Here is a 22742-nt window from a genome sequence, read left to right as displayed (position 1 = left end):
ATTTCCCGCATAAGGAGAAATCACATGCAATTCACAGGCACCGACAGCTATGTCGCCCCGCCCGAGCTTGCCATTGCGGTCAATGCCGCCGTCACGCTTGAGCGGCCGTTGCTGGTCAAGGGCGAGCCGGGGACGGGCAAGACCGAGCTGGCCCGGCAGGTAGCGGCAAGCCTTGGGCTGCCGATACTGGAATGGCATGTGAAATCAACCACCAAGGCGCAGCAGGGTCTTTATGAATATGACGCCGTCAGCAGGCTGCGGGACAGCCAGTTGGGCGATCAGCGGGTGCATGATGTCGCGAACTACATCCGCAAGGGGAAGCTATGGCAGGCCTTCACCGCGCCGGGCAAGGTGGTGGTGCTGATTGACGAGATCGACAAGGCCGATATCGAGTTTCCGAACGATCTGCTTCAAGAACTGGATAGGATGGAGTTTCACGTTTACGAGACCGGCGAGACCATCCGCGCCCGGCACCGACCGGTGGTCATCATCACCTCGAACAACGAAAAAGAGCTGCCGGATGCGTTTCTGCGGCGGTGTTTCTTTCATTATATCCGCTTTCCGGATGCCGAAACGCTGAAGCGGATCGTCGAGGTTCATTACCCCGGCCTGAAGCCCGCTTTGCTGGAAGAGGCCCTGTCGCAGTTCTTCGATATCCGCGAAGCGCCGGGGCTGAAGAAGAAGCCCTCGACCAGTGAGTTGCTTGACTGGCTGAAGCTGATCCTTGCCGAGGACATCTCGCCCGCGGACCTGAAGCGGTCTCCGTCCGAGATTTTGCCGCGGCTGCATGGCGCGCTGCTGAAGAACGAACAGGACGTGGCGTTGTTCGAAAAACTGGCCTTCATGGCGAAGCGTCAGGGGCGTTGAAATCGGGGCTTGGGGCGCTGCCCCGTCGCGCGGGCGCGACTCCCCGGGATATTTATCGACCAATGCAAAGCTGAGGTAACGGGATGGTTGAGGTTCGGGCGGTGCGCACAGAGGACAAAGCCGGGTGGCAGCGGCTTTATGAGGGTTATCACCTTTTCTACGAGCGGCCCGACCTGCCGCAAGCCTTCTTCGATCAGGCATTCGAGCGGTTGATTGATCGCAAGCCGGGTGATTTTCACGGGCTGGTGGCAGAGGCCGACGGGCAATTGCTGGGGCTGACGCATTACGTCTTTCATCCGCATATGTGGCGGCCCGAGGGCGTCTGCTATCTGCAGGATCTGTTCACCTCGGACGAGGCGCGCGGGCGCGGTGTCGGACGCGCGCTGATCGAGGCCGTCTATGCCGCCGCCGATGCCGAAGGCGCGCCAAGCGTCTATTGGCTGACGCAGGAATTCAACTATGCGGGCCGGATGCTGTATGACCGGGTCGGCACACGGACCCCATTCATCCGCTATAACCGGCCCGCATAGAATCGAGAGAATCCCGGCAAGCGCCTGTGAAGAGAAGATTTTGCTTGCGCGTGATCCTGTTTCGATGGGCCGTTTCTGTCCGACCGTGGGAATTTGACGTTGCGGTATGTCATCCGACGCTCCTAATCTTCGCGCGAACGAGGAGAAGGATATCCGAGATGACCCAAGGCTTTGATACCACCGCCATTCATGCGGGCAGCGATGCCGATCCTGCGACCGGCGCGCGGCAGGTGCCGATCTATCAGACCACCGCCTATGCCTTCCGCGATGCCGATCACGCCGCCAAATTGTTCAACCTGCAAGAGGTCGGCTATATCTATTCGCGCCTGACCAACCCGACGGTCGCGGCGCTGCAAACCAAGGTTGCGGCGCTGGAAGGTGGCGCGGGTGCGGTCTGCTGCTCGTCCGGGCATGCGGCGCAGATCATGGCGCTGTTTCCGCTGATGGGTCCGGGAAAGAATATCGTCGCCTCGACAAGGCTTTATGGCGGAACCGTCACCCAGTTTGGGCAGACGATCAAGCGCTTCGGCTGGTCGGCAAAATTCGTCGATCTGGACGATCCCGAGGCGGTGAAGGCCGCGATCGATGATGACACGCGGGCGATCTTTGCGGAATCGATCAGCAATCCGGGCGGCTATGTGACCGACATCCCTGCCATTGCCGCCATCGCCGATGCGGCTGGAATACCGCTGATCATCGATAACACACTGGCGACGCCCTATCTTTGCCGCCCCATCGAACAGGGTGCGACGCTGGTTGTCCACAGCCTGACCAAATACATGACCGGCAACGGCACGGTGACCGGCGGGGTGGTGGTCGATAGCGGCAAATTCGACTGGTCGGCCAATGACAAATTCCCCAGCCTGTCGCAGCCCGAGCCTGCTTATCACGGGCTGACCTTCCACGAGACATTCGGCCCGGCGGCCTTTACCTTCCATTCGATTGCCGTCGGACTTCGCGATCTGGGCATGACCATGAACCCGCAGGGCGCCCATTACACGCTGATGGGGATCGAGACCCTTGGCCTGCGCATGCCCCGCCATGTCGAAAACGCGCAGAAGGTCGCCGAATGGCTGGAGAACGATCCGCGTGTGACCAGCGTGACCTATGCCGGGTTGGCCTCGTCACCCTGGAACGCGACGGCGAAGCGGCTTTATCCGAAGGGTGCCGGGGCGCTGTTCACCTTTTCCGTCAAGGGCGGGTATGAGGCTGCGGTGAAGCTGGTCGATGCATTGGACCTGTTCAGCCATGTCGCCAATCTGGGTGATGCCCGGTCACTGGTGATCCATTCGGCCTCGACCACGCACCGGCAGTTGACCGAGGAACAGCAACGCGCCGCAGGTGCCGCGCCCGAGGTCGTTCGACTGTCAATCGGGATCGAAGATGTGGGCGACCTGATCGCCGATCTGGATCAGGCACTGGCAAAAGCTACCGCCTGACCCGCGAATAGAGGAAAGGGGCCGAACGGCCCCTTTCTTTTTTCTGTCAATAGCCTGAAGTGATCAGTTCGAGCTTTCTCCATCCGTCGCCGGTGCCACACCATCCGGATTTTCGCCCAGCGGCACCACGGCCTCGCCCGGCGCGGGTGCGCCCTGATCGATTCCTTCGGGCGGAGGCAGATCACCCGCAGGCGGCTGCGCATCAGGCCCGCCATGGGGTTTGCCATGACCGCGCATCGGCACGCAGGCTCCGTCACCGACCATGGCGAATTCCATTTCGACCTGCGCCGTCATCGACAGCTCTCCAGCGGCGATCGGAACCCCGCCCGCATCGGCAGCCGCCTGCGCGCGCATCATCATCGGCTGCGGTCCTTCGGGGCTGGGCGTGTCGCGCAGCAGAAGGATCGGCCCAAGCGACAGACCCGCCGCCTCGGCCAGCACTTCTGCCTTGTGGCGCGCATCCTCGACTGCGGCGCGGCGGGCATCGTCCTCGGCGTCCGAGCCATCTTCGCGCATGAAGTTGATCCCGTTGATCTCATTCGCGCCGGCACCGACGATGGCGTCCAGAACCTCGCCCAGCTTCTCAACCTCGCGGACGCGGATCGAAACCATGTTGCTGGCCTGATAGCCGGTGACGGTCGGCGCGCGACCATCGCCATAATCCATCACCGGGCTGAGGTTCAGACCTGAGGTCTGGATGTCCTTGTCCTCGATCCCGGCATTGCCAAGCGCCTCGATCACCGCGCTTTGACGGGTCGAGTTCTGGCTCATCGCCTCGGCCGCGCCTTCGGCCTGTGTGGTCACGCCAAGTTGAATGCTGGCCATGTCGGGCGCGATCCGCGCCTCGCCCTCGCCGGTAACGGTCAGGCTGGTCATGCCGCCGCGCCCCGCCATGGGATGACAGCTCTTGCCGCCATCAGCTCCGGGGGCCGCAAATGCGGGCATAGCTGCGCCAATCGCCAGCGCAGTCGATATGGTCAGCGCGCTGCGGCCGATCATCCGGGAAAGGTTTGTCATTGGTCTGTCCTCGTCGTGCAGGAATCCTTGAAGTTGCAGTTAACGCAAAATCACACCGTTTCGTTCACACGTTTTGTTCACAGATACGCCATATCTGCGCGGGATTTACTTTTCACACACTATAATTTGCGGTAAATCTGGTGCAAACCAACCAAATCGCGACCCGAGGCTGACAATGGGATACGCGATAGCATCGAGCAGTGAACAGGTCATATGAACAAACACGCCGCGCCGCCCGAATTCGCCATGAGCTTCACTCACGAAGCCGTGTTGCTTGAACAACGCGAGGGTCGCGACTGGCGCCCGCTGGGCCGCGCCTTCTTTGCGGGTCGCGAACTGGCGGCCAAGCTGCATGCGTTGCGCGATGAAGCGGGCGGAACCGAGGGCACCCCGGACACCGTGCTGGTGATCCCGGACGATCAGATCCTTTATACCCGGCTGACGGTGCCGGTCGGTTCGGATACCGCCACGGTCATTTCCCGCGCGCTGGAGGGGATGACGCCCTATGCGGCAAGCGATCTGGCGTTTGACTGGTGCCCTTCGGACAATGGCGACATCGAGTCGCTGCGGATCGCCGCAGTCGCCCGACGCACGCTGGAAGAGGCCGAAGAATTTGCCCGCGCTCAGGGGTTCCAGCCTTCCGGTTTCAGCGCCCGTCCCGGCGATGACCGCTTCCTTGGCGATCCCGATTTCGGTCCCAGCCGTCTGGCCGAGGATCAGTCGAACCGTTCGCCCTTCAGCGAACCCGATCTGAGCCAGGCCCGCATCACCGATCCGGTAATCGCGGATATCGACGTGCCTGCCCCGGTCGCTGCAACCGAGACGGCCCCCGAAGAACCCGCGCAGGAAATCGTTCCGGTTGAGGAACTGGTCAGCGAAATCGTCCCCGATGAAGCCGCACCGGAGCCGGTTGAGGTTGTCGCTGCTGTTGCCGAAGTGGCGCAAGTAGAGGATCAGCCCGCCGGGCCGGTCATCTCGCGCATTACCCCGCACCATGTCGAGGTCGCGCCGGTCCAGCCCGAAGCTGCCGCAACGATGGTCATCGCCGCCGAGGTGGTCGAGGAAGCCGTGACGGAACCGCAGCAGGCAGAGGCGGTGACTGCCGACGAGATTACCGAAGCCGAGGCAAAAGCCGCTCAGGCTGCCGAAGCTGCCCGATTGGGCGGCGTCATCCGGCACGGTCAGGGCAAGGCGCCCGCCGTGAAGAACCTTTCGCCCCGCGCGCAGGCCGTTCATGCCCGCGCAACCGAGGCGCGGACGAAACGCGCAGCCGAAGCCGCGCCGGAAGAAATTGCGGCGGCATCGCTTGCGTCCCGCATCGGCAGCTACCGGCCCGGTCGGCTGATGACGATGATCGGCGGGCTGGCGATTGCCGTTCTGCTGGTGCTGACCTTCTTCGGCGGCGGCAGCAACGATCCGCAAGTAGCCTCGACCGAGACGCCCCCCGCAACCGCCCCGGTCGAAGAGGTCGCGCCCGTCACCGCCGAGCCCGAAGTCGCCGCAGCAGAGCCTGCACCCGCGACGACCGCGCCCGAAGAAAACCCGGTCACCGCAACCGCGTTGCCCGATGAAACCGTGCCGAACGCAGCACCCGCCGAGACCGGATCGCTGGCCGAGGCCCCCGTGGAAGCGCCGGTCGAAGCCGCGACCGCCGCCGCCACGCAGACGGGCATCACGCCGGTCGCCCCGCGCCCGCGCCCGCAGCAACAAGAGCAGCAGGCAGCAGCGGCAGAACCCACCACCGCTGTCCCGGTCCCCGCGCCTAGCCCAAGCCCGGTTGGCAATGACACGCTCAGCCGCGCGCTGACCGAAGCGTTGGCCACCCGCGATGCACAGCGTGCCGAAGCACAGGCTCGGGCCGCCGCCGAAGCCGCCGCCGCGAATACCGTCAGCGCCGCGACTATGGCGGGCGATCTGGCGACCGCGCCGACCGCTACCCAACCCCAAACGGCAGCCGCGTCGGCGCCGCGCAGCACCGGCACTGCGCAGACCAGCCCGGCCCAGCAACCGCGCCCGACGCAAGCGGCCCCGACCGCGCAGCAGCCGCGACTGGCAAGCTCGGCCCGCCCCCGCGCCGCACCGACGCGCACGCAGGCCCCGGCGCGCAGCGATGCGCAGCCCGTCGTGCCCGCCAATCCGCAGCCCTATGCGCAACGGACCGAGCCGCAACAGCCGCGCGTCTCGGGCAACCGCCCGCAAACCCGCCCGGCAGGTCTGTCCCGCGCCGCGGCTCCGGCAGTGACGCCAGCCGCCGCCGCACCGACGCCAGCGCCTGCCGCAGCGCCTGCGGCCACCTCGCCCGGAACACCATCGGCAAGGCCGCCATCGCGGCCCGACCGGCAGACCTTTCTTGAGGAAGGCAGCCGGTTAGAACCGGAAGAGCCAACCAGATTAACCGCTGATGAGCGGTTATTCCTCGAAAATCTTTTGCGCGATCTGCGCACAGCACAGGCCGGAAATTCCGGCCTTTCTGCCGCCGAAAGGGGCGCTGTCATCCGCCTTGCCGACGCCCGTCCGCAGCGCCGCCCGGTTGCGGTGAATTCGGTTTCCGAAAATGCGGTCCGTGACGCCGTCGCCTCGGCCATGACCGAAAGCGAACGTCCCGCCACCCGCGCTCAGGCGGAACCCGCCGCCCCTGCCGCTGCGCCCTCGGGCACCGCCCGGCTGGCCCAATCCGCGCGCCCCTCGGCCCGTCCCGGCACCCGTCAGGTCAGCGCGGCGGGCAATGCCAGCCTCTCGCGTGACGCGGTCGAGAACGCAATCGCCTCGGCAGTGGCCAGCTCACCCGCGCAGCCCGGAGCCGTGGCGCTGACCTCGCTGACATCTTCCGCCATTCCGCCGCGCCGCGCCGCCGGGCTTGCCACCAATACGCTTGCTCTTGCCGCAACCTCGGCCCCCACGCCGACGGCGCTGCCGCAGGACGAAGCCGCCGCAATCGCCGAACAACGCCGCGCGGATGACGAGTTGCAGCGTCAGGCCGAAGAGCGTGCCCGCCAGCGCGCCAGCGCCGATGCCGCGGCCGAAGCGCAGGCCCGCGCACAGGCCGAAGCCCGCGCCCGCGCCCAGGCCGAGGCCGAGGCCCGCGCCGCCGCGCAACAGCGTCAGACCTACACCCCACCGGAAGCCGAGAACGAGCCCGACGTCGCCGCAGCCGACATCCCCGACGGTCGCACGCCGACCACGGCAGGCAACGCCGCGACGGTTAAAGGTGGCATTCAGATCAACCGCACCCAGATCATCGGCACGATCGGTGCCGGTCGCGCCAGCCGTGCGCTGGTTCGCCTGTCGAATGGACGTGTGCTGACGCTGAGGATCGGCGACAAGATCAATGGCGGCACGATTTCCGAGATCGGCGACAGCCGGATCACCTATGTTCGCGGCGGTCAGTCGCAGCAATTGTCGGTATTGGGCGGGCGTTGACGCCCGCCGCCTAAACCCTCAGCTACCTTTCGGCTTCTGACGGTTCTTGTGCTTCGACAGCGCGCCCGATTGGTTGATCTTGTTCGCCTTGCTCTTATAGGGGTTGTCCCCCCCCTGATCGCGGAAGAACAGACGGATCGGCGTGCCGGGCATGTCGAAATCCTGCCGCAGGCCGTTGACCAGATAGCGCTGATAGCTATCAGGCAGCTTGTCGGTATGGGTCGCCTTGACGATAAACGCCGGTGGCCGGGTCTTCACCTGAGTCATATAGCGCAGCCGGATCCGGCGACCGCCCGGAGCGGGGGGCGGGTGGCTTTCGGTCATCGCCTCCAGCCAGCGGTTCAGGCGCGCGGTCGAGACGCGGCGGTTCCAGACCTCATGCGCCTTCATCACCGCCGCATGCAGCCGGTCCAGACCCTTGCCGGTGCGGGCCGAACAGGTGATCAGCGGCGCGCCCTTCAACTGCGGCAAAAGACGCTCGAACGCCTCGCGCAGTTCTTTCAGCTTCTCGGGCTTGTCGTCTTCCAGATCCCATTTATTGGCGGCGACGACGACGGCACGGCCTTCGGTCTCGGCGAAATCGGCGATGCGCAGATCCTGCTGCTCGAACGGGATCGCCACGTCCAGAAGCACCACCACCACTTCGGCAAAGCGGACGGCGCGCAGGCCATCGGCGACCGACAGCTTCTCGACCTTGTCGGTGACCTTGGCGCGTTTGCGCATGCCCGCCGTGTCGAAAATCCGCATGGGCGTGCCCATGAATTCGGTGCTGACGCTGATTGAATCGCGGGTGATCCCGGCTTCCGGACCGGTCAGCAGGCGGTCTTCGCCAATGATCTTGTTGATCAGCGTCGATTTGCCCGCATTCGGGCGACCGATCACCGCAAGTTGCAACGGACGCGCGGCAGAGGGACGCCATTCCTCGGCACCCTGCCCCGATTCGGCGTCTTCCTCGCTGATATCCACATCGGTTTCGGCGGCGATGGGCGCGGGGCGTTCAGCCTCGACCTCATCGGCCAAGGGCATCAGCACCCGGTAAAGATCGTCCATCCCCTCGCCATGTTCGGCAGAGATGCGCAGCGGCTCGCCAAGGCCAAGGCCATAAGCCTCGATCGCGCCGGATTCGCCAGCCCGACCCTCGGCCTTGTTGGCGGCGACGATGACGTGCTTGGCACGCTTGCGTAGGATGTCGGCGAAATATTCGTCGGCAGCGGTCACGCCAACGCGGGCATCGATGACGAACAGGCAGATATCGGCCTCGTCCACGGCGCGTTCGGTCAGGCGGCGCATGCGGCCTTGCAGGCTGTCATCCTCGGCGATTTCCAGACCGGCGCTGTCGATCACCACGAAGCGCAGATCGCCCAGACGGCCCGCGCCTTCGCGCAGGTCGCGGGTGACGCCGGGCTGGTCATCGACCAACGCCAGTTTCTTGCCGACCAGCCGGTTGAACAGGGTCGATTTGCCGACATTGGGTCGGCCCACAATGGCGAGGGTAAAGCTCATCGGAAGGCGTGCAACTGGCCGCTGCGCGAGACGACATAAAGCGTCTGACCGGCAACGGCGGGGGCAGCGGCAGCGCCGCCGGGGATTTGCGCCTGACCGACAAGCTGACCCGACGCGGGGTCAAAGACCCGCAGCACGCCATCCGACGAGGCGACGAACAGGCGGCCACCGGCCAGAACCGGGCCGAAGCTTGCATAGATGCTGTCCTGACGGCGGACCTTTGCATCGGTGTAATAGGGCAGCGCGACCCGCCAGATGACACCGCCGGTTGCGGCGTCCAGACGGATCAGCTCTGCCTGATCATTGACCGCGAAGACCGAGCCACCGGCAACGACCGTCGGGCTGTTCGCCCCGTCGCGCGAGGACCAGCGCTCGATCCCCGATTCAAGCTCGACTGCGTTGATCCGGCCGGAAGAGGTGCCGCCATAGACCAGCCCGCCCGAGATGACCGGATCGCCGGTGACATCACGGATCACGGTATAGGCGCGGCCCGGACGGGTGCCCGCGATCTGCGCGGTCCAGTTGGTCATTCCGTCAGATGTGTTTGCGGCCAGAAGCTCGCCCGAAGAGAAGGCAAAGACGACGGTATTCCCCTGAACCGCAGGAACCGAGACCCCCATCACCCCGGCAGGCGACGGATTGCCCGAGGTCTGCCACATCACCTTGCCGTCCGAGGCGCGAACCGCCCAGCCGATATTGTTGCGCGCGGTCACATAGACGACGCCGTTCTGCACCGCAGGCGCACCGCTGATCGGCGCCGCTACCCGCTGCCGCCACAGGATCCCGCCCGAGCGTGCATCCAGCGCGACAAGCTCGCCAAAGCCGGTGGTGACATAGACGCGACCGCCCTCATAAGCCAGACCGCCGCCCGAGGCGCTGTCGGTCCGCTCCAGCGGCGGGGTCACGTCCGAGGCCCATGCGGTGCCGCCATTCGGCGAGGTTGCGGTGACGCGCGCGCGGCTGTCCATGGTAAAGATCAGGCCGCCGCCGACCACGGGATCGGCGCTAATGCGGTGGCGCTTGCCATTGCCCTGCCCGATATTGGCGGTCCAGATCCGGTTGGTGCCAGCGCCAAGTGCGACATGGCCCGGCTGATGCGCGGCATTGCCTGCCCGATGCGTCCATTCGGCATTGGCCTGTGGCGCAGCCAGAGACAAGGCGGTCGAACTGACGCCTGCGGGGCCTTCGACGGCTGGTCCGTCGGGTGAGGTCACCGCCAGCGGATCAAGCCGTTCTCCGGGCAGAATGACTTCCCGATCGCCACAGGCTGCCAGCGCCAGCGCGGTCGAAACTACCATGGTCAGTCGCAGCGTGACGGTCATGCTTGCCGCTCTCCCTCGTCTTGTTATCGAAGCGCCCGGCAACTTAGCCTGCGGGAACGCTTTCGGTCATTTCAGGCTCGGCGCCCAGGGCGATCATCATCTCGGACAGGCGGCGACGCAAGGCTTCGCTGACGCCATCCTTTTGCTGGATCTGCCGGATCAGCATGATTGCGTCATCCTTGCGGCCCGCCTCGATCAGGGCGATGGATTTCTGCTCCAGCGCCAGCAGTTCAAAGGGTGCCCCGGCGCGCGACAGGTTCGACAGGATGCGGTCGCGTTCCGAGGCGTCCATCGCCGCGCCCTGCAGCATCACCAGCTTCAGTTGCGCCAGTTCGCGCAGCAGCGGATCGGCGGCGGCATCGGATGCCGCGCCCTGCAACGCCTCGACCGCGGCAGCGGTATCGCCCTTCTCGGCCCAATCGGACGCGGCCAGCATCGCTCCCAGAATGCGGCGGTTCTGCACGCCGTTCGGATCGACCTCGGTGATCGCGGCGGGATTGCCGGTCGCCTCGGCGGCAAGGACCGCATCGCCCCAGGCCCGCGAATCCGCCTGAGCCCTGATCTGACTGTATTCGCGCCAGCTTACGCCCGCGACGATGACCACGATCGCGGCGATCGCAACCCATCCCCACCGGCGAAACAGGCGATAAAGACGCTCGCGCCGCAGGTCGTCAAAGACCTCGTCGATGAAGTTGTCGTTCTGATTGGCCATCGGCGCCTTCCGCAGAGATTACTTGGCCTCGGTTCATATACCGGACAGGGTGGATTTGCCAATGCCGCGCAATTCCTGCGCGGCACATGAAAAAACCCGCCGCGTCGATACGCGGCGGGTCTTGATCGTTGCCAGGCGGGCTTAGAGCCGCGAGGCGACGTTTTCCCAGTTCACCAGATTGTTCAGGAAGTTTTCCAGATATTTCGGGCGGGCATTGCGGAAGTCGATGTAATAGCTGTGCTCCCACACATCGACACCCAACAGCGCGGTCTGGCCGAAGCAGAGCGGGTTGACCCCGTTCTCGGTCTTGGTCACTTCCAGCGAGCCATCGGCGTTTTTCACCAGCCACGCCCAGCCCGAGCCGAACTGACCGACACCGGCTTCCGAGAATTTCTTCTTGAAGTCGTCAACCGAGCCCAGCGATTCCGTGATCGCCTTTTCCAGCTCGCCCGGGATCGCGCCCGATTTCGGGGCCATCATTTCCCAGAACTGGCTGTGGTTCCAGTGCTGGCTGGCATTGTTGAAGATGCCGTTCTGTGCAACCGCGCCCTTTTGGTAGGTGCCCTTGACGATATCCTCCAGCGACTTGCCTTCCCACTCGGTGCCGGCGACCAGCTCGTTCAGCTTGTCGACATAGGCCTTGTGGTGCTTGTCGTGGTGGTATTCCAGCGTTTCCTTGGACATGCCACCTTCTGCCAGCGCATCATGGGCGTAGGGAAGATCGGGAAGCGTGAAAGCCATTGTCCTGTCCTTTCTGAAGGGGGGTCAGATGATCTCGGGGCGCACAGTCCCGCATTCATCGGGACAACGCAAGGGGGCCAAAGGCAGTTCCGGCGGATCGCCTGTGACGCAAAGGAAAAGGGGGCTTACCGCCCCCTCTTGGCCCCTGGCCAATTCACCCCCGTGGATATTTTGGGGACCAATGCAGAGGCTGGTTTTAGCGTGCAGCCAATGTGGTTCCGGCCAGCGCCGCGTTGTTCAGCACCGTCGCCAAATAGTCCCCGGTCGAGCGGAAGCCGATGACGCGGTAGCCGCCATCGATGCGCCAGATCGCCGCAGCCGTCTGCGCGGCACGGGTCCGGCGCAGGCCATCGGCGGGAAGGGCCGCGAAATCGACCGGAGCCAGCTTCGCCAATGCGTCGGCGGCATGCGCGCCTACCAGGTCGAAAACGGCGCGGGCATCCGAGACATCGGCGATCAGGGCATGTTCGCCCGTCAGCGCCTGATTCAGCGCTTGCTGCGCCTCGGCCAGTTCAGCGCCGGGCAGGATCAGCAGCAATTCGTCGGGCGACATCCAGCCAAGGCTGCGGCTGCCATCCGTGGTGATGCTGGTCGCCGCAGGCAGCGCAAGGCCGGTTGCTTCGGCGATGGCGTCTCCGGCGCGGGCAAGATCGGCGCGCAGCGCGATCATGCCCAGCCCCTCGACGCGGGTAATGGTGGCGAGTGCGTCAGCCATTCAGGCGGCTCCCTTCCTTGTCGTAGAATACCGGGTCGGTAATGCGCGCCTTCAGCACTTCCCCCGAAGGCATCGGGAATTCCAGCTCCTGACCCATGCGGTCGGGGCCGTGGCGGACCAGCGCCATCGCAATCGGACGGTCCAGCGTCGGCGAGTAATAGCTGGACGTGACCCGCCCTTGGGTCTTCTTCTGGCCGTTGGCATTGGTGCCCTGATCGATTGCCAGCGCGCCATCGGGGATCACCCGACCGTCAAGGCTTTCGAGGCCGACCAGTTGCCAGCGCGACTTGTCGGTCATGTGGCTGCGCGACTGTGCCCGCTTGCCCAGATAGTCGGCCTTCTTCTTCGAGATCGCCCAGCCCAGCCCCAAATCCTGCGGGATGATGGTGCCGTCGGTTTCATCCCCGATCATGATATAGCCCTTTTCGGCGCGCATGACGTGCATGGCCTCGGTGCCGTAAGGGGTAATGCCGAATTCGCGCCCGGCCTCGTGCAGCTTTTCCCAGATCTCGAGACCGCGATTGGCGGGCACCGCGATCTCGTAGCTGAGTTCGCCCGAGAAGCTGATGCGGAAGATGCGGGCGGTGACGCCTGCGATCGTGCCTTCGGCCCATGCCATGAACGGCAAAGCCTCTTGCGACAGGTCGATATCGGTGCCGATCTTCTGGATCAGGTCGCGCGCTTTCGGGCCGGCAACGGCGATCTGGGCATATTGTTCGGTCAGGTTGGCGGTATAGACCTTCCAGTCCCACCATTCGCATTGCAGCCAGTCTTCCATATGGCCGTGGATACGCTCTGCCCCGCCGGTGGTGGTGTGGCACAGCCAGCTATCCTCGGTCAGGCGCACGACGACGCCGTCATCCATCAAGAAGCCGTTCTCGCTGCACATCAGGCCATAGCGGCATTTCCCGACCGGCAGTGACGACATGACGTTGGTGTAGAGCATGTCGAGGAACTTGCCCGCATCCGGCCCCTTCACCACGATCTTGCCAAGGGTCGAGGCATCCAGCGTCCCGACACCGCGCCTGACCGCAAGGATTTCGCGGTTGACGGCGGCATGGCGATCCTCGCCCGCCTGCGGATAGCAATAGGCGCGGCGCCAGTGGCCGACCGGCTCCCACGAGACGCCGTTCTTTTCGTGCCAGGTATGCATCGGCGTCTTGCGCAGCGGCTGGAAGGCATCGCCACGCGCATCGGCGGCGATGGTGGCAAGGGTCAGCGGCGTGTAGGGCGGGCGGAAGGTGGTGGTGCCCGTCGCCGGGATCGGCTGGTTCAGCGATTTCGACAGGATTGCCAGACCGTTGATATTGCTAACCTTACCCTGATCGGTCGCCATGCCCAGCGTGGTGTAACGCTTGGTATGTTCGACGCTGGCATAGCCTTCGCGGGCGGCCAGTTCGACATCGCTGACCTTCACATCGTTCTGATAATCCAGCCACATTTTCGAGCGCTGCTTGTAGCTGGCGTTCTGCGGCATGACCCAGACCGGCATAGTCGGCTGTTCGCGGCTTTCCAGATCACCCGCCGCGCGCAGATCGCCATTGGCGGCGCCGACTGCGGTGACGTTGCCCTGCCCGTCCGCGCCCAAAGGCGGGCGTTCCGGGTTCGGGCGGAACATCGCCTCGGCCTCGTCCCAGTTCAGTTTGCCGCCACAATGGCTCCACAGATGGACCACAGGCGACCAGCCACCGGACATGGCGACCACATCGCAATCCAGCGTCTCGGTCACATGCGGATCGCCCGCCTGTTTGCACAAAGCGACGCCATCGACATTGCGGCCACCCTTGACCTTATAGATCGCGCTGCCGGTCTTGACCGGGATATTCAGCGCACGCACGGCCTGCGGCAATTCGCCATCGGCAGTCGGGCGGGCATCGACGACCGCCACGACCTCAAGCCCCGCCTTTTGCGCGATCAGCGCTGTGCGGTAGGCGTCGTCATTATTGGTCACGACCACGATGCGCTTGCCCGGCGCGACACCGTAATTGACGATGAAGTCGCGCACGGCAGAGGCCAGCATCACCCCCGGCACATCATTGCAGGCGAAGGACAGCGGGCGCTCCAAAGCGCCGGTCGCGGTGATCACATGGCCCGCCCGGATGCGCCACAGGCGCTGACGCGGGATGCCCTGATTGGGATCGTGATCGGCCAGCGCTTCGCGGGCGATCAGGTAGCCGTGGTCATAGAGCCCCGTCGCCATGGTGTTGCGGCGAAGGGTGACGTTCTTGCGGCTGCGCAGATCGGTCAGCAAAGCCTCGACAACGGCCTCGCCGCCGTCGTGATCGACCGGTGTGCGGCCACCCCAGACGGGGTTTTGTTCCAGCACGATGACTTGCTTGCCATCGGCTGCGGCATCGCGTGCGGCCTCAAGCCCGGCGACACCGCCGCCCACCACCACCAGATCGGCGAAGGCATAAGCCTGCTCGTAGCGATCGGGATCGGCATCGGTCGGCGCTTTGCCAAGGCCCGCGCTGCGGCGGATGATCGGCTCGAAAACGTGTTTCCAGAACGGGCGCGGATGGATGAAGGTCTTGTAGTAAAAGCCCGCCGGAAGCATCGGCGACAGCCAGTTGTTGATCGCGCCGATATCGGCATCCAGCGACGGCCAGCAGTTCTGGCTGCGCAGAACCATGCCCGGCAGAAGCGAGGTCGTGGTGGCGCGCTGGTTCGGCTCGAACCGGCCGCCTTGGCCAAGACCGAACAGCGCGTTCGGTTCTTCCGCCCCGCTGGCCACGGCACCGCGCGGGCGGTGATATTTGAACGAACGGCCCATCATCGCCTGACCATTGGCCAGAAGCGCCGATGCCAGCGTGTCGCCCTGCAACCCGCGCAGATGGCGTCCGTCAAAGCGGAACGGAACCTGAAAGGCGCGGTCAATCAGTCGGCCACCCTGGGCCAGGCGGAAAGGTGCGGTGCGGCTCATTCTGCGGCGCTCCAGTCGGGTTTCCAGTCAGGACGGGATTTCTGGATCTCGGCCACGATCTCGTCGGTCGGGTAAGGGGTCTGCGCCTTGTAGGTGCCAAAGACCTGCAACGTGTTGGTGTCACGCGCGGCAAGGAACCACTTGCCGCAGCCATAGGCATGCCGCCAGCGTTCGAAATGAACGCCTTTCGGGTTCTTTCGGGCGAACAGATAGCCCTCGAATTGCTGGTCGTCGCCCTCCGGGCCGACCCGTTTCAGATGCGCCTCGCCCCCGGGGGCAAGCTCGGTTTCCTCGGCTTTGACGCCGCAATAGGGACAGGTCAGGATCAGCATCGAGACGTCTTTCGGGCAAGGGTGGATCGGAAAACAGGCGATTGCGGCGCGGCGGGGGCGCTTCGTCGGCTGTCGCCATCTGCCGGGGATGCGCCCGCAATCGGGGCATCCCCCCGCACCGGATGTCTGAGGAGGGGGGAGAAGACATCAGGCGCGGAGAGATCAGAAGGAAAATCACAGATGCGCGCGCGCAGGAAATCGCGATCCTCGCGCCAGCGCGCCAGACGCGACGGGGCACTGAGCCGCAGACCGTCTGTCGGCACTGCCACGGTGGCAGTCCGGTGCTGTTGGGAACGAAGGGGCCGCGGATCACCCAACATGGCGCGATCCTTCGGCAAAGGGCGCGCGGCGGGCAAATGCCACCGCAGCGCTGTCATTTCGGGTCAGGACAGACGCTGTTGCCTGCGCCTGTCCTGCCGCTGCGCCATAGGGCGCTGCAAGATCAGTTGGCCGGTGCCGGTTCCGCAGGTGCGGCTGCCGGATCGGCAGGCTCGACATCGACGGCACCATCGACCGGGTCAGCCGGTGCGGGTGCAGGCTCGGTCGTGGTTTCGCCCGGAGGCGTTGTGGTTGCATCGGTTGCAGGGTCATCTCCACCAGACATGAAGAAGAACAGCAGGGCGACGACGACGACGACGGCACCGATGATGATGTAAAGGCGATTGCTATTGGCAGGCTCGGCCATGATTGTCCCTTTCGGTTCAAGGTTCCGTGCCCACCCAATGTTTCCGGCCGCCCGAGGGTTCCGAAACTTTTGCGGATCATTGCGTCCATCTTAGTGCGCCACGCCAGCGGCCACGGATTCGTCGATGAAGCGCCCCTCGCGGAAACGGTTCAGCCCGAATTCGGCGGCCAGCGGTCCCGGCGTGCCCTTGGCGATCAGTTCAGCCATTGCCCAGCCAGAGCCGGGGATGGCCTTGAACCCGCCCGTGCCCCAGCCACAGTTGACGAAAATGCCGCCGACCGGCGTGGTGGACAGGATGGGAGAGCGGTCACCGGTCATGTCCACGATCCCGCCCCATTGCCGCAGCATCTTCAGCCGCGAGATCATCGGGAAGGTTTCGACCAGTGCACGCACCGTTTCCTCGACATGGTGCCAGGAACCGCGCTGCGTGAAGTTGTTGAAGCCGTCGGTGCCGCCACCAATGACCATTTCGCCCTTGTCGGATTGCGACAGGTAGCCGTGGACGGTGTTGGCCATGACCACCACATCCATACAGGGCTTGATCGGCTCGCTGACCAGCGCCTGCAGCGCGATGCTTTCGATCGGCAGGCGGAAGCCCGCCATATCGGCAAGCTGGCTGGAATGACCGGCGACGACCAGCGCCACTTTCTCGCAGCCGATCCGACCTTTCGAGGTGTTGACGGCACGGACCTGCCCGCCCTCGGTCTCGATCCCCTGCACTTCGCAGTTCTGGATGATGTGCATGCCCATGTCGGAACAGGCACGGGCATAGCCCCAGGCCACGGCGTCATGCCGCGCGGTGCCGCCGCGTTCCTGATAGAGCCCGCCCAGAACCGGATAGCGCGGACCGTCCAGATTGATGATCGGGACCAGTTCCTTGACGCGCTTGGGTTCAATCCATTCGGTCTTCACGCCTTGCAGGTTGTTGGCATAGGCGGTGCGCTTGTAGCCGCGGATTTCGTGTTCGGTCTGCGCCAGCATGATCAGGCCGCGCGGGCTGAACATGACGTTGTAATTCAGATCCTGCGACAGGGTTTCATATAGCTGCAACGCCTTGTTGTAGATCGCCGCCGAAGGGTCTTGCAGGTAGTTCGAGCGGATGATGGTCGTATTCCGACCTGTGTTGCCGCCACCCAGCCAGCCCTTTTCGATCACCGCGACATCGGTGATGCCGAAATTCTTACCGAGGTAATAGGCGGTCGCCAGACCATGCCCGCCCGCACCGACGATCACGACCTTATAGCGGTCCTTCGGCGTAGGATTGGCCCAGGCGCGCTGCCAGTTCTGATGCTGGCGAAATGCTTCGCGGGCGATGGCAAAGACCGAATAACGGCCGGAGCGCGGTGACGACATGGATGGACCCCCAGGCAAAACTCGCGCTCAACATGCCGGGACAAGGCCGATGTCTCAATGCGCCTTGCGGCAAATCAAATCAAATTGCGACATGTCGCCGGTCAGGCTGTCGAATCTGCCGGGTGAGACGGCACCGAACGCTCTGCCGCCGCGATAAGGATTGTCGCGAATGTCTTGTCGGGTCAGTCTTCCGTCAGCGCGGTGACCTTCCGGGCCAGCAGTCCCGCCAATTGCTGCGGCGACCCGTTGTGATCGTCACGCGAGGCCAGCGACTCGCCAAGATAGCCGCGTCTTGCCCGGTCCAATGTCCGCGCATCCCCGGCATCCAGCCGAGGCATCGCCCAATCGGCAGCAGCATCCTTCGACACGAATGCCCCGGTATCTGCCGTGTGCCACATCCTTGCCAGCGTCAGCAGGACGTTCCGCTCATCACCTTCCAGCCCGTTGAGCAACGCGGGAACAAGATCGCGCATCGCACGCCGAATGTGGTTCACAGGTATCCGGGGCAGAAGCGTTTCCGCATTCAGCCCGACCAGCGCCCGCGCTTCGCGCCGCGCCTGCGCCAGCAGCAGCGTATGTTCAGGATCATCCGCAGGCATCGGGATCGCACCGGCCAGAAACTCATCCCGCAGCCATTCGCCATAGACGAAATCGGCCCGCGTCGGGAAAGCCGGCGGTGACAGATCGGATCGTGTGAAGACCATCACCTCAAGGCATCGCGGACCATCTGGCATGGCAGGATAGGTCGCGGACAGGCGCAACAGCGCGGCCAGAAGCTCGGCGCGCTGTTGCTGTTTCAGGGTGCTTTCCGTCACGACCAAAAGATCGATATCGCTATGAGGCCGAAGCCCGCCCGACACCGCAGAACCATGCAGATAGACCGCCTGCACAGAATCACCCAGAATCGCGCCGAGTTCGGTCAGCGCTTGCCCTATCTGGTCGCTCTGCGGTTGTGTCATCTGCATGGCGTTTTGTCTCCGTTCAGGGAAAGGTCCCCCTCGTCCGGTCGGCTTCAGGCAAAAAGCGACACCTAGTCGCTTGCCTCACAAAACCGGACCCGGTTGCCAAAGGGATCGCTGACCTGCATCTCTTCCCCCCACGGCGCCTTTTCCAGCCCCGGTCGGTTATAGGTGTAGCGCTTGCCCAAAAGCTCGGCGTGATAATCCCTGATCCCGGTCATCCAGACAAACACGGTTGAGCCGGGACTGGCATCGCCGTGATGTTCCGACAGGTGCAGCTTCAGCCCTGCCCGCTCGACTTCGAGATACAGCGGCAGATCAGGGGCGAAGCGATGCTCGAACTGGACCTCGAAGCCCAGAAAGTCGCAATAGAATTCCCGCGCCTTCTTTTCGTCAAAACTGCGCAGGACCGGAATGCCGCGCAGAAAGGCGATCCCCTCGCCCGCAGGCATCTTTGCGGCAGCGGTGTTCCAGTCGGCATGCCCAAGCTGCGCGGCAACCGCTTCCAGCGCCGCGGAATGGGTCATTTCAACACCGCGCGCGGCCATCGCGGTGCGCAGGCGCTTGGCCATTTGCTTGGCCTCAATGATCGTGGTCACGTCTTTCTCTCCTCAGCCAGCGATCTATGAACGGTGCCCGCGTTTCCGGTTCCTCGCCGGGTGGAAAGAGAAATCGACGATCCTCAGGTGCTTTCACCATCCCCAGACGGGGGCGGGCGGCAGGCAGCACATGCCTGCCGCAAGGAATGTGCGGCGCGGCGCATTCTGTCAAGCTGGCTCAGCCCCCAAGCGCGATCCCCTCGCGACGCGGATCGGCCCCGCCTTCCAGCCCGTCCGGCGTGATCGCGATGCCCTGCAGGCCCGAGTTCAGATCGGTCTCTTCCACCTCGAAGCCCATATCGGACAGCGCCTGCGACATGCCCGTCGCGCTGGTCCCGACCTCGACATCCAGCGGGCCAAAGCGGTTCACGATATTGGGCAGCGCCACCGCCTGCTGCACATCCAGCCCCCAATCGAGATAGCCGATGATCGCCTTGGCGACATAGCCGATGATCCGGCTGCCCCCCGGTGAGCCGATGACCAAGACCGGCTTGTCATCCTTCAACACGATACTGGGCGCCATAGACGACCGGGGCCGCTTGCCCGGCGCAATGGCATTGGCAATCGGATAACCATCGGCGTCATGCGTCTCGAACGAAAAGTCGGTCAGTTCGTTGTTCAACAGGAAGCCATGCGCCATCACGCGCGAGCCAAAGCCGTTCTCGATCGTGGTGGTCATCGACAGCGCATTGCCATCGGCATCAACGATCGAGATATGCGTGGTGGACGGCAGCTCTAGCGCCGAATCCTGCCCCCACAGCATCGCATGCGACCAGCCGGGCGAACCGGCGCTGACCTCGGGCAGGCTGTCATCCCCGGCCAGCAGCTTGCCGCGTTCCTCAAGATATGCGGGATCGATCAGCCCCTCGGTCGGCATCGGCACGAAGTCGTCATCGGCCATGTAACGCCCGCGGTCGGCAAAGGCCAAGCGCGAGGCATCCGCGATCATCCGCCAGCTTTCCGGGCTTTCCGCGCCCAGCGAGGCAAGGTCATACTGCCCCAGCATCCCCAGAATCTGCCCGACCGTCAGCCCGCCAGATGAGGGGGGCCCCATGCCGCACACATCATGTTCGCGGTATTCGACACAGACGGCGGGACGCTCGACCACCTTGTAAGCGGCCAGATCGTCCATCGAGAGATGGCCCGGATTACCCTCGGCCCCGCGCACAGCGGCAACGATCCCCTCGGCAATCTCGCCGGTATAGAAGCCCTGGGCACCCTCGGTCGCAAGCGTGCGCAGCGTATGGGCATAGCCCGGATTTTGCAGCGAGGCGCCTGCCGTCACCGCATTGCCGCCGGGGAAGAAATAATCCGTGGTGGCGGGATACCGGGCCAGCGCATCCCCCTCGCCCGCGACCAGTTCGGCAAGCCGGGGCGAGACGGTGAAGCCATCCTCGGCCAGCCGGATACCGTCATCGAAAAGTCGCGACCAGTTCAGCTTGCCCCATTTGCGATGCGCAGTTTCAAGCAGCGCGGGCGTGCCCGGCGTGCCAACCGACAGCCCGCCAACCACGGCATCCATGAATTCCAGCGGCTCACCCTGATCGTTCAGGAACATTGCCGGGCGGGCCAGCATGGGGGCGGTTTCGCGGGCATCAAGCGTGGTCAGTTCGCCGCTTTCAGCGTCATACCAGACCAGAAACGCCCCGCCGCCAAGGCCCGAGCTTTGCGGCTCGACCAGACCAAGCACGACCTGCACCGCGACCATGGCATCGGCGGCGCTGCCCCCGGCCTCCAGCACCTTGGCCCCGGCCTCGACCGCCAGCGGATGCGCCGCTGCAACCATCCAGTTCGGCGCGCTGACCGGCTGACCATCGATCTTGGCCTGCATCGCCTGTTTCGCGGCATCGCTAAGATCGCCAAAGGCATTGACGCTGGCAGCCTCGGTCGCGGCCTCGGGATCGACGGCATCGGTCGCCTGTTGTGCAGTGGCGGGACCAAAACAGACGCCGCCCATCAGCAGCGCCAAGACAAGACTTTTGCGTGTCATCGGACCTTCCCCCATTCCCTGTTGAACGGGTCCAGTCTGGATCGCGCAACCGTGAGGTGCAACCGCGTTAACTATTGCTCGGCGGAAAGCGCCTTTTCCAGTTCGGGCAGGAAGCGGTCGGTGTAATCCGCGCGGATCAGCGGACCGGCGAAGCGATAGAGCACGCGGCCCTCGCCATCGATGATGAAGGTTTCGGGCGGGGCAGTGACGCCCCAGTCAATCGCCGCACGTCCGCGCGGATCGGTGGCGATGGCCGCGAAGGGATCGCCGTCCTCATTCAGGAAAGCCAGCGCATTCGCTTCGGGGTCTCGCAGATCGATGCCATAGACCGGCAGACGTTCGGACAGTTCGCTCAGCGTCGGATGCTCTGCCCGGCAGGGCGGGCACCAGCTTGCCCAGAAATTCACCAGCTTGACCCCCGGCTGCCGCAACATTTCATCCGTCAGTTGCGGCTTGCCGGGCAGCGTCGTCTGAGGCACGGCAGGTGCGTCGCGACCGACGAAGGTCGAAGGGATACCATTGGGATCGTTGTGGTCCAAGCGCCAAAGGAACAGGGCGGCAAGACCTGCGAATATCAGCGGGGGAAGGGCGACGAGGGGGGAAACTTTCATGCGGATATTCCGGGCGAAGCAGAAGCATAGGGCAGTGCCCGACCTTCGGACTGGCACTGCCCGGCGGTGCCTGAAGGCAGCTTGTTCCGGGCGGGGGCTCCAACTTTGGCAGCGCTACGCATCCTTGCGCCCCTCTTGCTTCTCAAGCGCGCGGCGGGCGCGAGTGTTGGCGGCGATGCTGTGCCAGACCAGCCCGACCAGCAGCAGAACCGAGATGCCATAGGCGGCCAGCACCGTCCCCGCATATTTGCCCAGATCGATCATGCGCGCATCTCCCTTGCCTGCAAGGCGGCCAGACGGCGGCGGCGGATTTCGGTCCGCGTGCGGATCAGGACCAGAGCCACGAACAACAGCAAAAATCCCAGCATCGACAGGTAAAGCGGATAGCGATAGATCGCGCTCATCCTCTCGCCCGACTGCACCGACAGGCTTGCACCCTGATGCAGCCCCTGATTCCAGAACAGCACCGCATAGCGGCTGAGCAGTGCAAAAACCGAGCCGACAAGGCACAGAACGCCGGTCAGATCGGCGGCGCTGTCCACGTCCTCGACCGATGCCCACAGCGCGATATAGCCCAGATAGAACAGCAGCAGGATCAGAAACGAGGTCAGCCTCGGGTCCCATTCCCACCACGTTCCCCACATCGGCTGCCCCCAGATCGCCCCGGTCGCCAGCGCGATCAGCGTCATCACTGCGCCGATGGGCGCTGCGGCCTTGGCGGCCAAGGCGCTGACATGGTGGCGGCGGATCAGCCAGATCAGCGAGGCGACCAGCATCATCACCCAGATATTGATCGCCATCATCGCGGCGGGAACGTGCAGGAAGACGATTTTCACCGTCGAGCCCTGCCGGAAATCGTCAGGGGTCAGAAAGCCCCAGACCACACCGCCGACCGTGCAAACCACGGCGCCCGCCACCGCAAAGGGCAGGATCGCGCCAGAGGTGCGCATGAATTTGACGGGGTTGGCGTATTCCCAGATCGACATTTCTGTTCCCTAGCCTTCGCTTGGTTCCGGCTCAAGCC

At 64.4% G+C, this 22742-nt stretch carries 20 protein-coding genes; 4 read left to right on the top strand and 16 right to left on the bottom strand.

Annotation, left to right across the window (positions count from 1 at the left end; translation table 11 throughout):
• Window positions 1-24 precede the first annotated feature (24 nt).
• The 3 genes from JJJ17_RS04630 (at window position 25) to JJJ17_RS04620 (ending at window position 2836) form a co-directional block, all read left to right on the top strand.
• Complete coding sequence (locus JJJ17_RS04630) at window positions 25-867, top strand: AAA family ATPase (protein ID WP_200684113.1); 843 nt, start codon at window positions 25-27, stop codon at window positions 865-867.
• An 83-nt stretch (window positions 868-950) separates the two neighbouring features.
• Window positions 951-1397: a GNAT family N-acetyltransferase gene (locus tag JJJ17_RS04625; RefSeq protein ID WP_200684112.1), complete on the top strand. Its 447-nt coding sequence runs from the start codon at window positions 951-953 to the stop codon at window positions 1395-1397.
• Between the two features lie 158 nt (window positions 1398-1555).
• On the top strand, window positions 1556-2836 hold the full coding sequence (locus JJJ17_RS04620) for an O-acetylhomoserine aminocarboxypropyltransferase/cysteine synthase family protein (protein ID WP_200684111.1): 1281 nt from the start codon (window positions 1556-1558) through the stop codon (window positions 2834-2836).
• Between the two features lie 63 nt (window positions 2837-2899).
• Here JJJ17_RS04620 and JJJ17_RS04615 read toward each other — a convergent pair whose 3' ends face one another.
• On the bottom strand, window positions 2900-3853 hold the full coding sequence (locus JJJ17_RS04615) for an SIMPL domain-containing protein (RefSeq protein ID WP_200684110.1): 954 nt from the start codon (window positions 3851-3853) through the stop codon (window positions 2900-2902).
• A 213-nt stretch (window positions 3854-4066) separates the two neighbouring features.
• Here JJJ17_RS04615 and JJJ17_RS04610 point away from each other — a divergent pair, with 213 nt between their 5' ends.
• On the top strand, window positions 4067-7273 hold the full coding sequence (locus JJJ17_RS04610; protein WP_200684109.1) for a hypothetical protein: 3207 nt from the start codon (window positions 4067-4069) through the stop codon (window positions 7271-7273).
• An 18-nt stretch (window positions 7274-7291) separates the two neighbouring features.
• Here JJJ17_RS04610 and der read toward each other — a convergent pair whose 3' ends face one another.
• The 15 genes from der to ccmC form a co-directional block, all read right to left on the bottom strand.
• Entirely contained in the window at window positions 7292-8776 is a 1485-nt protein-coding gene (gene der / locus JJJ17_RS04605; protein WP_200684108.1) for a ribosome biogenesis GTPase Der, read from the bottom strand.
• On the bottom strand, window positions 8773-10098 hold the full coding sequence (locus JJJ17_RS04600) for an outer membrane protein assembly factor BamB family protein (RefSeq protein WP_200684106.1): 1326 nt from the start codon (window positions 10096-10098) through the stop codon (window positions 8773-8775). The genes der and JJJ17_RS04600 overlap by 4 nt, the downstream gene beginning before the upstream one ends.
• A gap of 43 nt (window positions 10099-10141) precedes the next feature.
• Window positions 10142-10810, bottom strand: a complete 669-nt coding sequence (locus tag JJJ17_RS04595; RefSeq protein ID WP_200684104.1) for a tetratricopeptide repeat protein — start codon at window positions 10808-10810, stop codon at window positions 10142-10144.
• Between the two features lie 141 nt (window positions 10811-10951).
• Window positions 10952-11551, bottom strand: coding sequence for a superoxide dismutase (locus tag JJJ17_RS04590; RefSeq protein ID WP_200684102.1), 600 nt, complete (start codon window positions 11549-11551; stop codon window positions 10952-10954).
• A 196-nt stretch (window positions 11552-11747) separates the two neighbouring features.
• Window positions 11748-12266, bottom strand: coding sequence for a sarcosine oxidase subunit gamma (locus tag JJJ17_RS04585; RefSeq protein WP_200684100.1), 519 nt, complete (start codon window positions 12264-12266; stop codon window positions 11748-11750).
• A complete protein-coding gene (locus JJJ17_RS04580) occupies window positions 12259-15189 on the bottom strand; it encodes a sarcosine oxidase subunit alpha family protein (RefSeq protein ID WP_200684098.1) in 2931 nt (976 codons plus the stop codon). Before JJJ17_RS04580 ends, JJJ17_RS04585 begins: the two co-directional genes overlap by 8 nt.
• Complete coding sequence (locus JJJ17_RS04575) at window positions 15186-15521, bottom strand: sarcosine oxidase subunit delta (protein WP_200684096.1); 336 nt, start codon at window positions 15519-15521, stop codon at window positions 15186-15188. Before JJJ17_RS04575 ends, JJJ17_RS04580 begins: the two co-directional genes overlap by 4 nt.
• 442 nt (window positions 15522-15963) lie before the next feature.
• Window positions 15964-16206, bottom strand: a complete 243-nt coding sequence (locus JJJ17_RS04570; protein ID WP_200684094.1) for a hypothetical protein — start codon at window positions 16204-16206, stop codon at window positions 15964-15966.
• A gap of 90 nt (window positions 16207-16296) precedes the next feature.
• A complete protein-coding gene (locus JJJ17_RS04565; RefSeq protein ID WP_200684092.1) occupies window positions 16297-17559 on the bottom strand; it encodes a sarcosine oxidase subunit beta family protein in 1263 nt (420 codons plus the stop codon).
• A gap of 182 nt (window positions 17560-17741) precedes the next feature.
• Complete coding sequence (locus JJJ17_RS04560; protein WP_200684090.1) at window positions 17742-18524, bottom strand: aminoglycoside adenylyltransferase family protein; 783 nt, start codon at window positions 18522-18524, stop codon at window positions 17742-17744.
• 65 nt (window positions 18525-18589) lie between these two features.
• Complete coding sequence (locus JJJ17_RS04555) at window positions 18590-19117, bottom strand: glyoxalase superfamily protein (protein WP_325168762.1); 528 nt, start codon at window positions 19115-19117, stop codon at window positions 18590-18592.
• Between the two features lie 178 nt (window positions 19118-19295).
• Window positions 19296-21107 carry a gamma-glutamyltransferase gene (gene ggt / locus JJJ17_RS04550; RefSeq protein WP_200684088.1) on the bottom strand — a complete coding sequence of 604 codons (1812 nt, stop codon included), beginning with the start codon at window positions 21105-21107 and terminating at the stop codon, window positions 19296-19298.
• A gap of 71 nt (window positions 21108-21178) precedes the next feature.
• Window positions 21179-21718 (bottom strand): DsbE family thiol:disulfide interchange protein, encoded by a 540-nt coding sequence (locus tag JJJ17_RS04545; RefSeq protein WP_200684087.1) that lies wholly within the window; start codon window positions 21716-21718, stop codon window positions 21179-21181.
• 114 nt (window positions 21719-21832) lie between these two features.
• The gene (gene ccmD / locus JJJ17_RS04540) at window positions 21833-21982 is read right to left on the bottom strand and encodes a heme exporter protein CcmD (protein WP_200684086.1); all 150 of its coding nucleotides are present in this window, start codon (window positions 21980-21982) and stop codon (window positions 21833-21835) included.
• Window positions 21979-22704 (bottom strand): heme ABC transporter permease CcmC, encoded by a 726-nt coding sequence (gene ccmC / locus JJJ17_RS04535; RefSeq protein WP_200684085.1) that lies wholly within the window; start codon window positions 22702-22704, stop codon window positions 21979-21981. Before ccmC ends, ccmD begins: the two co-directional genes overlap by 4 nt.
• Window positions 22705-22742: the final 38 nt, after the last annotated feature.

The organism is Paracoccus caeni (assembly GCF_016629665.1).
In the GTDB taxonomy this organism is placed as follows: domain Bacteria; phylum Pseudomonadota; class Alphaproteobacteria; order Rhodobacterales; family Rhodobacteraceae; genus Paracoccus; species Paracoccus caeni.
The sequence above is the reverse complement of the archived record's forward strand: the minus strand, read 5'-3'. Positions and strand labels throughout refer to the sequence as shown.

What these genes read in the sequence shown, in the direction of transcription:
- JJJ17_RS04615 (WP_200684110.1), bottom strand. Translation starts at nt 3,853, where the DNA reads ATGACAAACCTTTCCCGGATGATCGGCCGCAGCGCGCTGACCATATCG.
- JJJ17_RS04620 (WP_200684111.1), top strand. Translation starts at nt 1,556, where the DNA reads ATGACCCAAGGCTTTGATACCACCGCCATTCATGCGGGCAGCGATGCC.
- JJJ17_RS04585 (WP_200684100.1), bottom strand. Translation starts at nt 12,266, where the DNA reads ATGGCTGACGCACTCGCCACCATTACCCGCGTCGAGGGGCTGGGCATG.
- ccmD (WP_200684086.1), bottom strand. Translation starts at nt 21,982, where the DNA reads ATGATCGATCTGGGCAAATATGCGGGGACGGTGCTGGCCGCCTATGGC.
- ccmC (WP_200684085.1), bottom strand. Translation starts at nt 22,704, where the DNA reads ATGTCGATCTGGGAATACGCCAACCCCGTCAAATTCATGCGCACCTCT.
- JJJ17_RS04590 (WP_200684102.1), bottom strand. Translation starts at nt 11,551, where the DNA reads ATGGCTTTCACGCTTCCCGATCTTCCCTACGCCCATGATGCGCTGGCA.
- ggt (WP_200684088.1), bottom strand. Translation starts at nt 21,107, where the DNA reads ATGACACGCAAAAGTCTTGTCTTGGCGCTGCTGATGGGCGGCGTCTGT.
- JJJ17_RS04630 (WP_200684113.1), top strand. Translation starts at nt 25, where the DNA reads ATGCAATTCACAGGCACCGACAGCTATGTCGCCCCGCCCGAGCTTGCC.
- JJJ17_RS04570 (WP_200684094.1), bottom strand. Translation starts at nt 16,206, where the DNA reads ATGGCCGAGCCTGCCAATAGCAATCGCCTTTACATCATCATCGGTGCC.
- JJJ17_RS04575 (WP_200684096.1), bottom strand. Translation starts at nt 15,521, where the DNA reads ATGCTGATCCTGACCTGTCCCTATTGCGGCGTCAAAGCCGAGGAAACC.
- JJJ17_RS04595 (WP_200684104.1), bottom strand. Translation starts at nt 10,810, where the DNA reads ATGGCCAATCAGAACGACAACTTCATCGACGAGGTCTTTGACGACCTG.
- JJJ17_RS04565 (WP_200684092.1), bottom strand. Translation starts at nt 17,559, where the DNA reads ATGTCGTCACCGCGCTCCGGCCGTTATTCGGTCTTTGCCATCGCCCGC.
- JJJ17_RS04625 (WP_200684112.1), top strand. Translation starts at nt 951, where the DNA reads ATGGTTGAGGTTCGGGCGGTGCGCACAGAGGACAAAGCCGGGTGGCAG.
- JJJ17_RS04580 (WP_200684098.1), bottom strand. Translation starts at nt 15,189, where the DNA reads ATGAGCCGCACCGCACCTTTCCGCCTGGCCCAGGGTGGCCGACTGATT.
- JJJ17_RS04600 (WP_200684106.1), bottom strand. Translation starts at nt 10,098, where the DNA reads ATGACCGTCACGCTGCGACTGACCATGGTAGTTTCGACCGCGCTGGCG.
- der (WP_200684108.1), bottom strand. Translation starts at nt 8,776, where the DNA reads ATGAGCTTTACCCTCGCCATTGTGGGCCGACCCAATGTCGGCAAATCG.
- JJJ17_RS04545 (WP_200684087.1), bottom strand. Translation starts at nt 21,718, where the DNA reads ATGAAAGTTTCCCCCCTCGTCGCCCTTCCCCCGCTGATATTCGCAGGT.
- JJJ17_RS04610 (WP_200684109.1), top strand. Translation starts at nt 4,067, where the DNA reads ATGAACAAACACGCCGCGCCGCCCGAATTCGCCATGAGCTTCACTCAC.
- JJJ17_RS04560 (WP_200684090.1), bottom strand. Translation starts at nt 18,524, where the DNA reads ATGCAGATGACACAACCGCAGAGCGACCAGATAGGGCAAGCGCTGACC.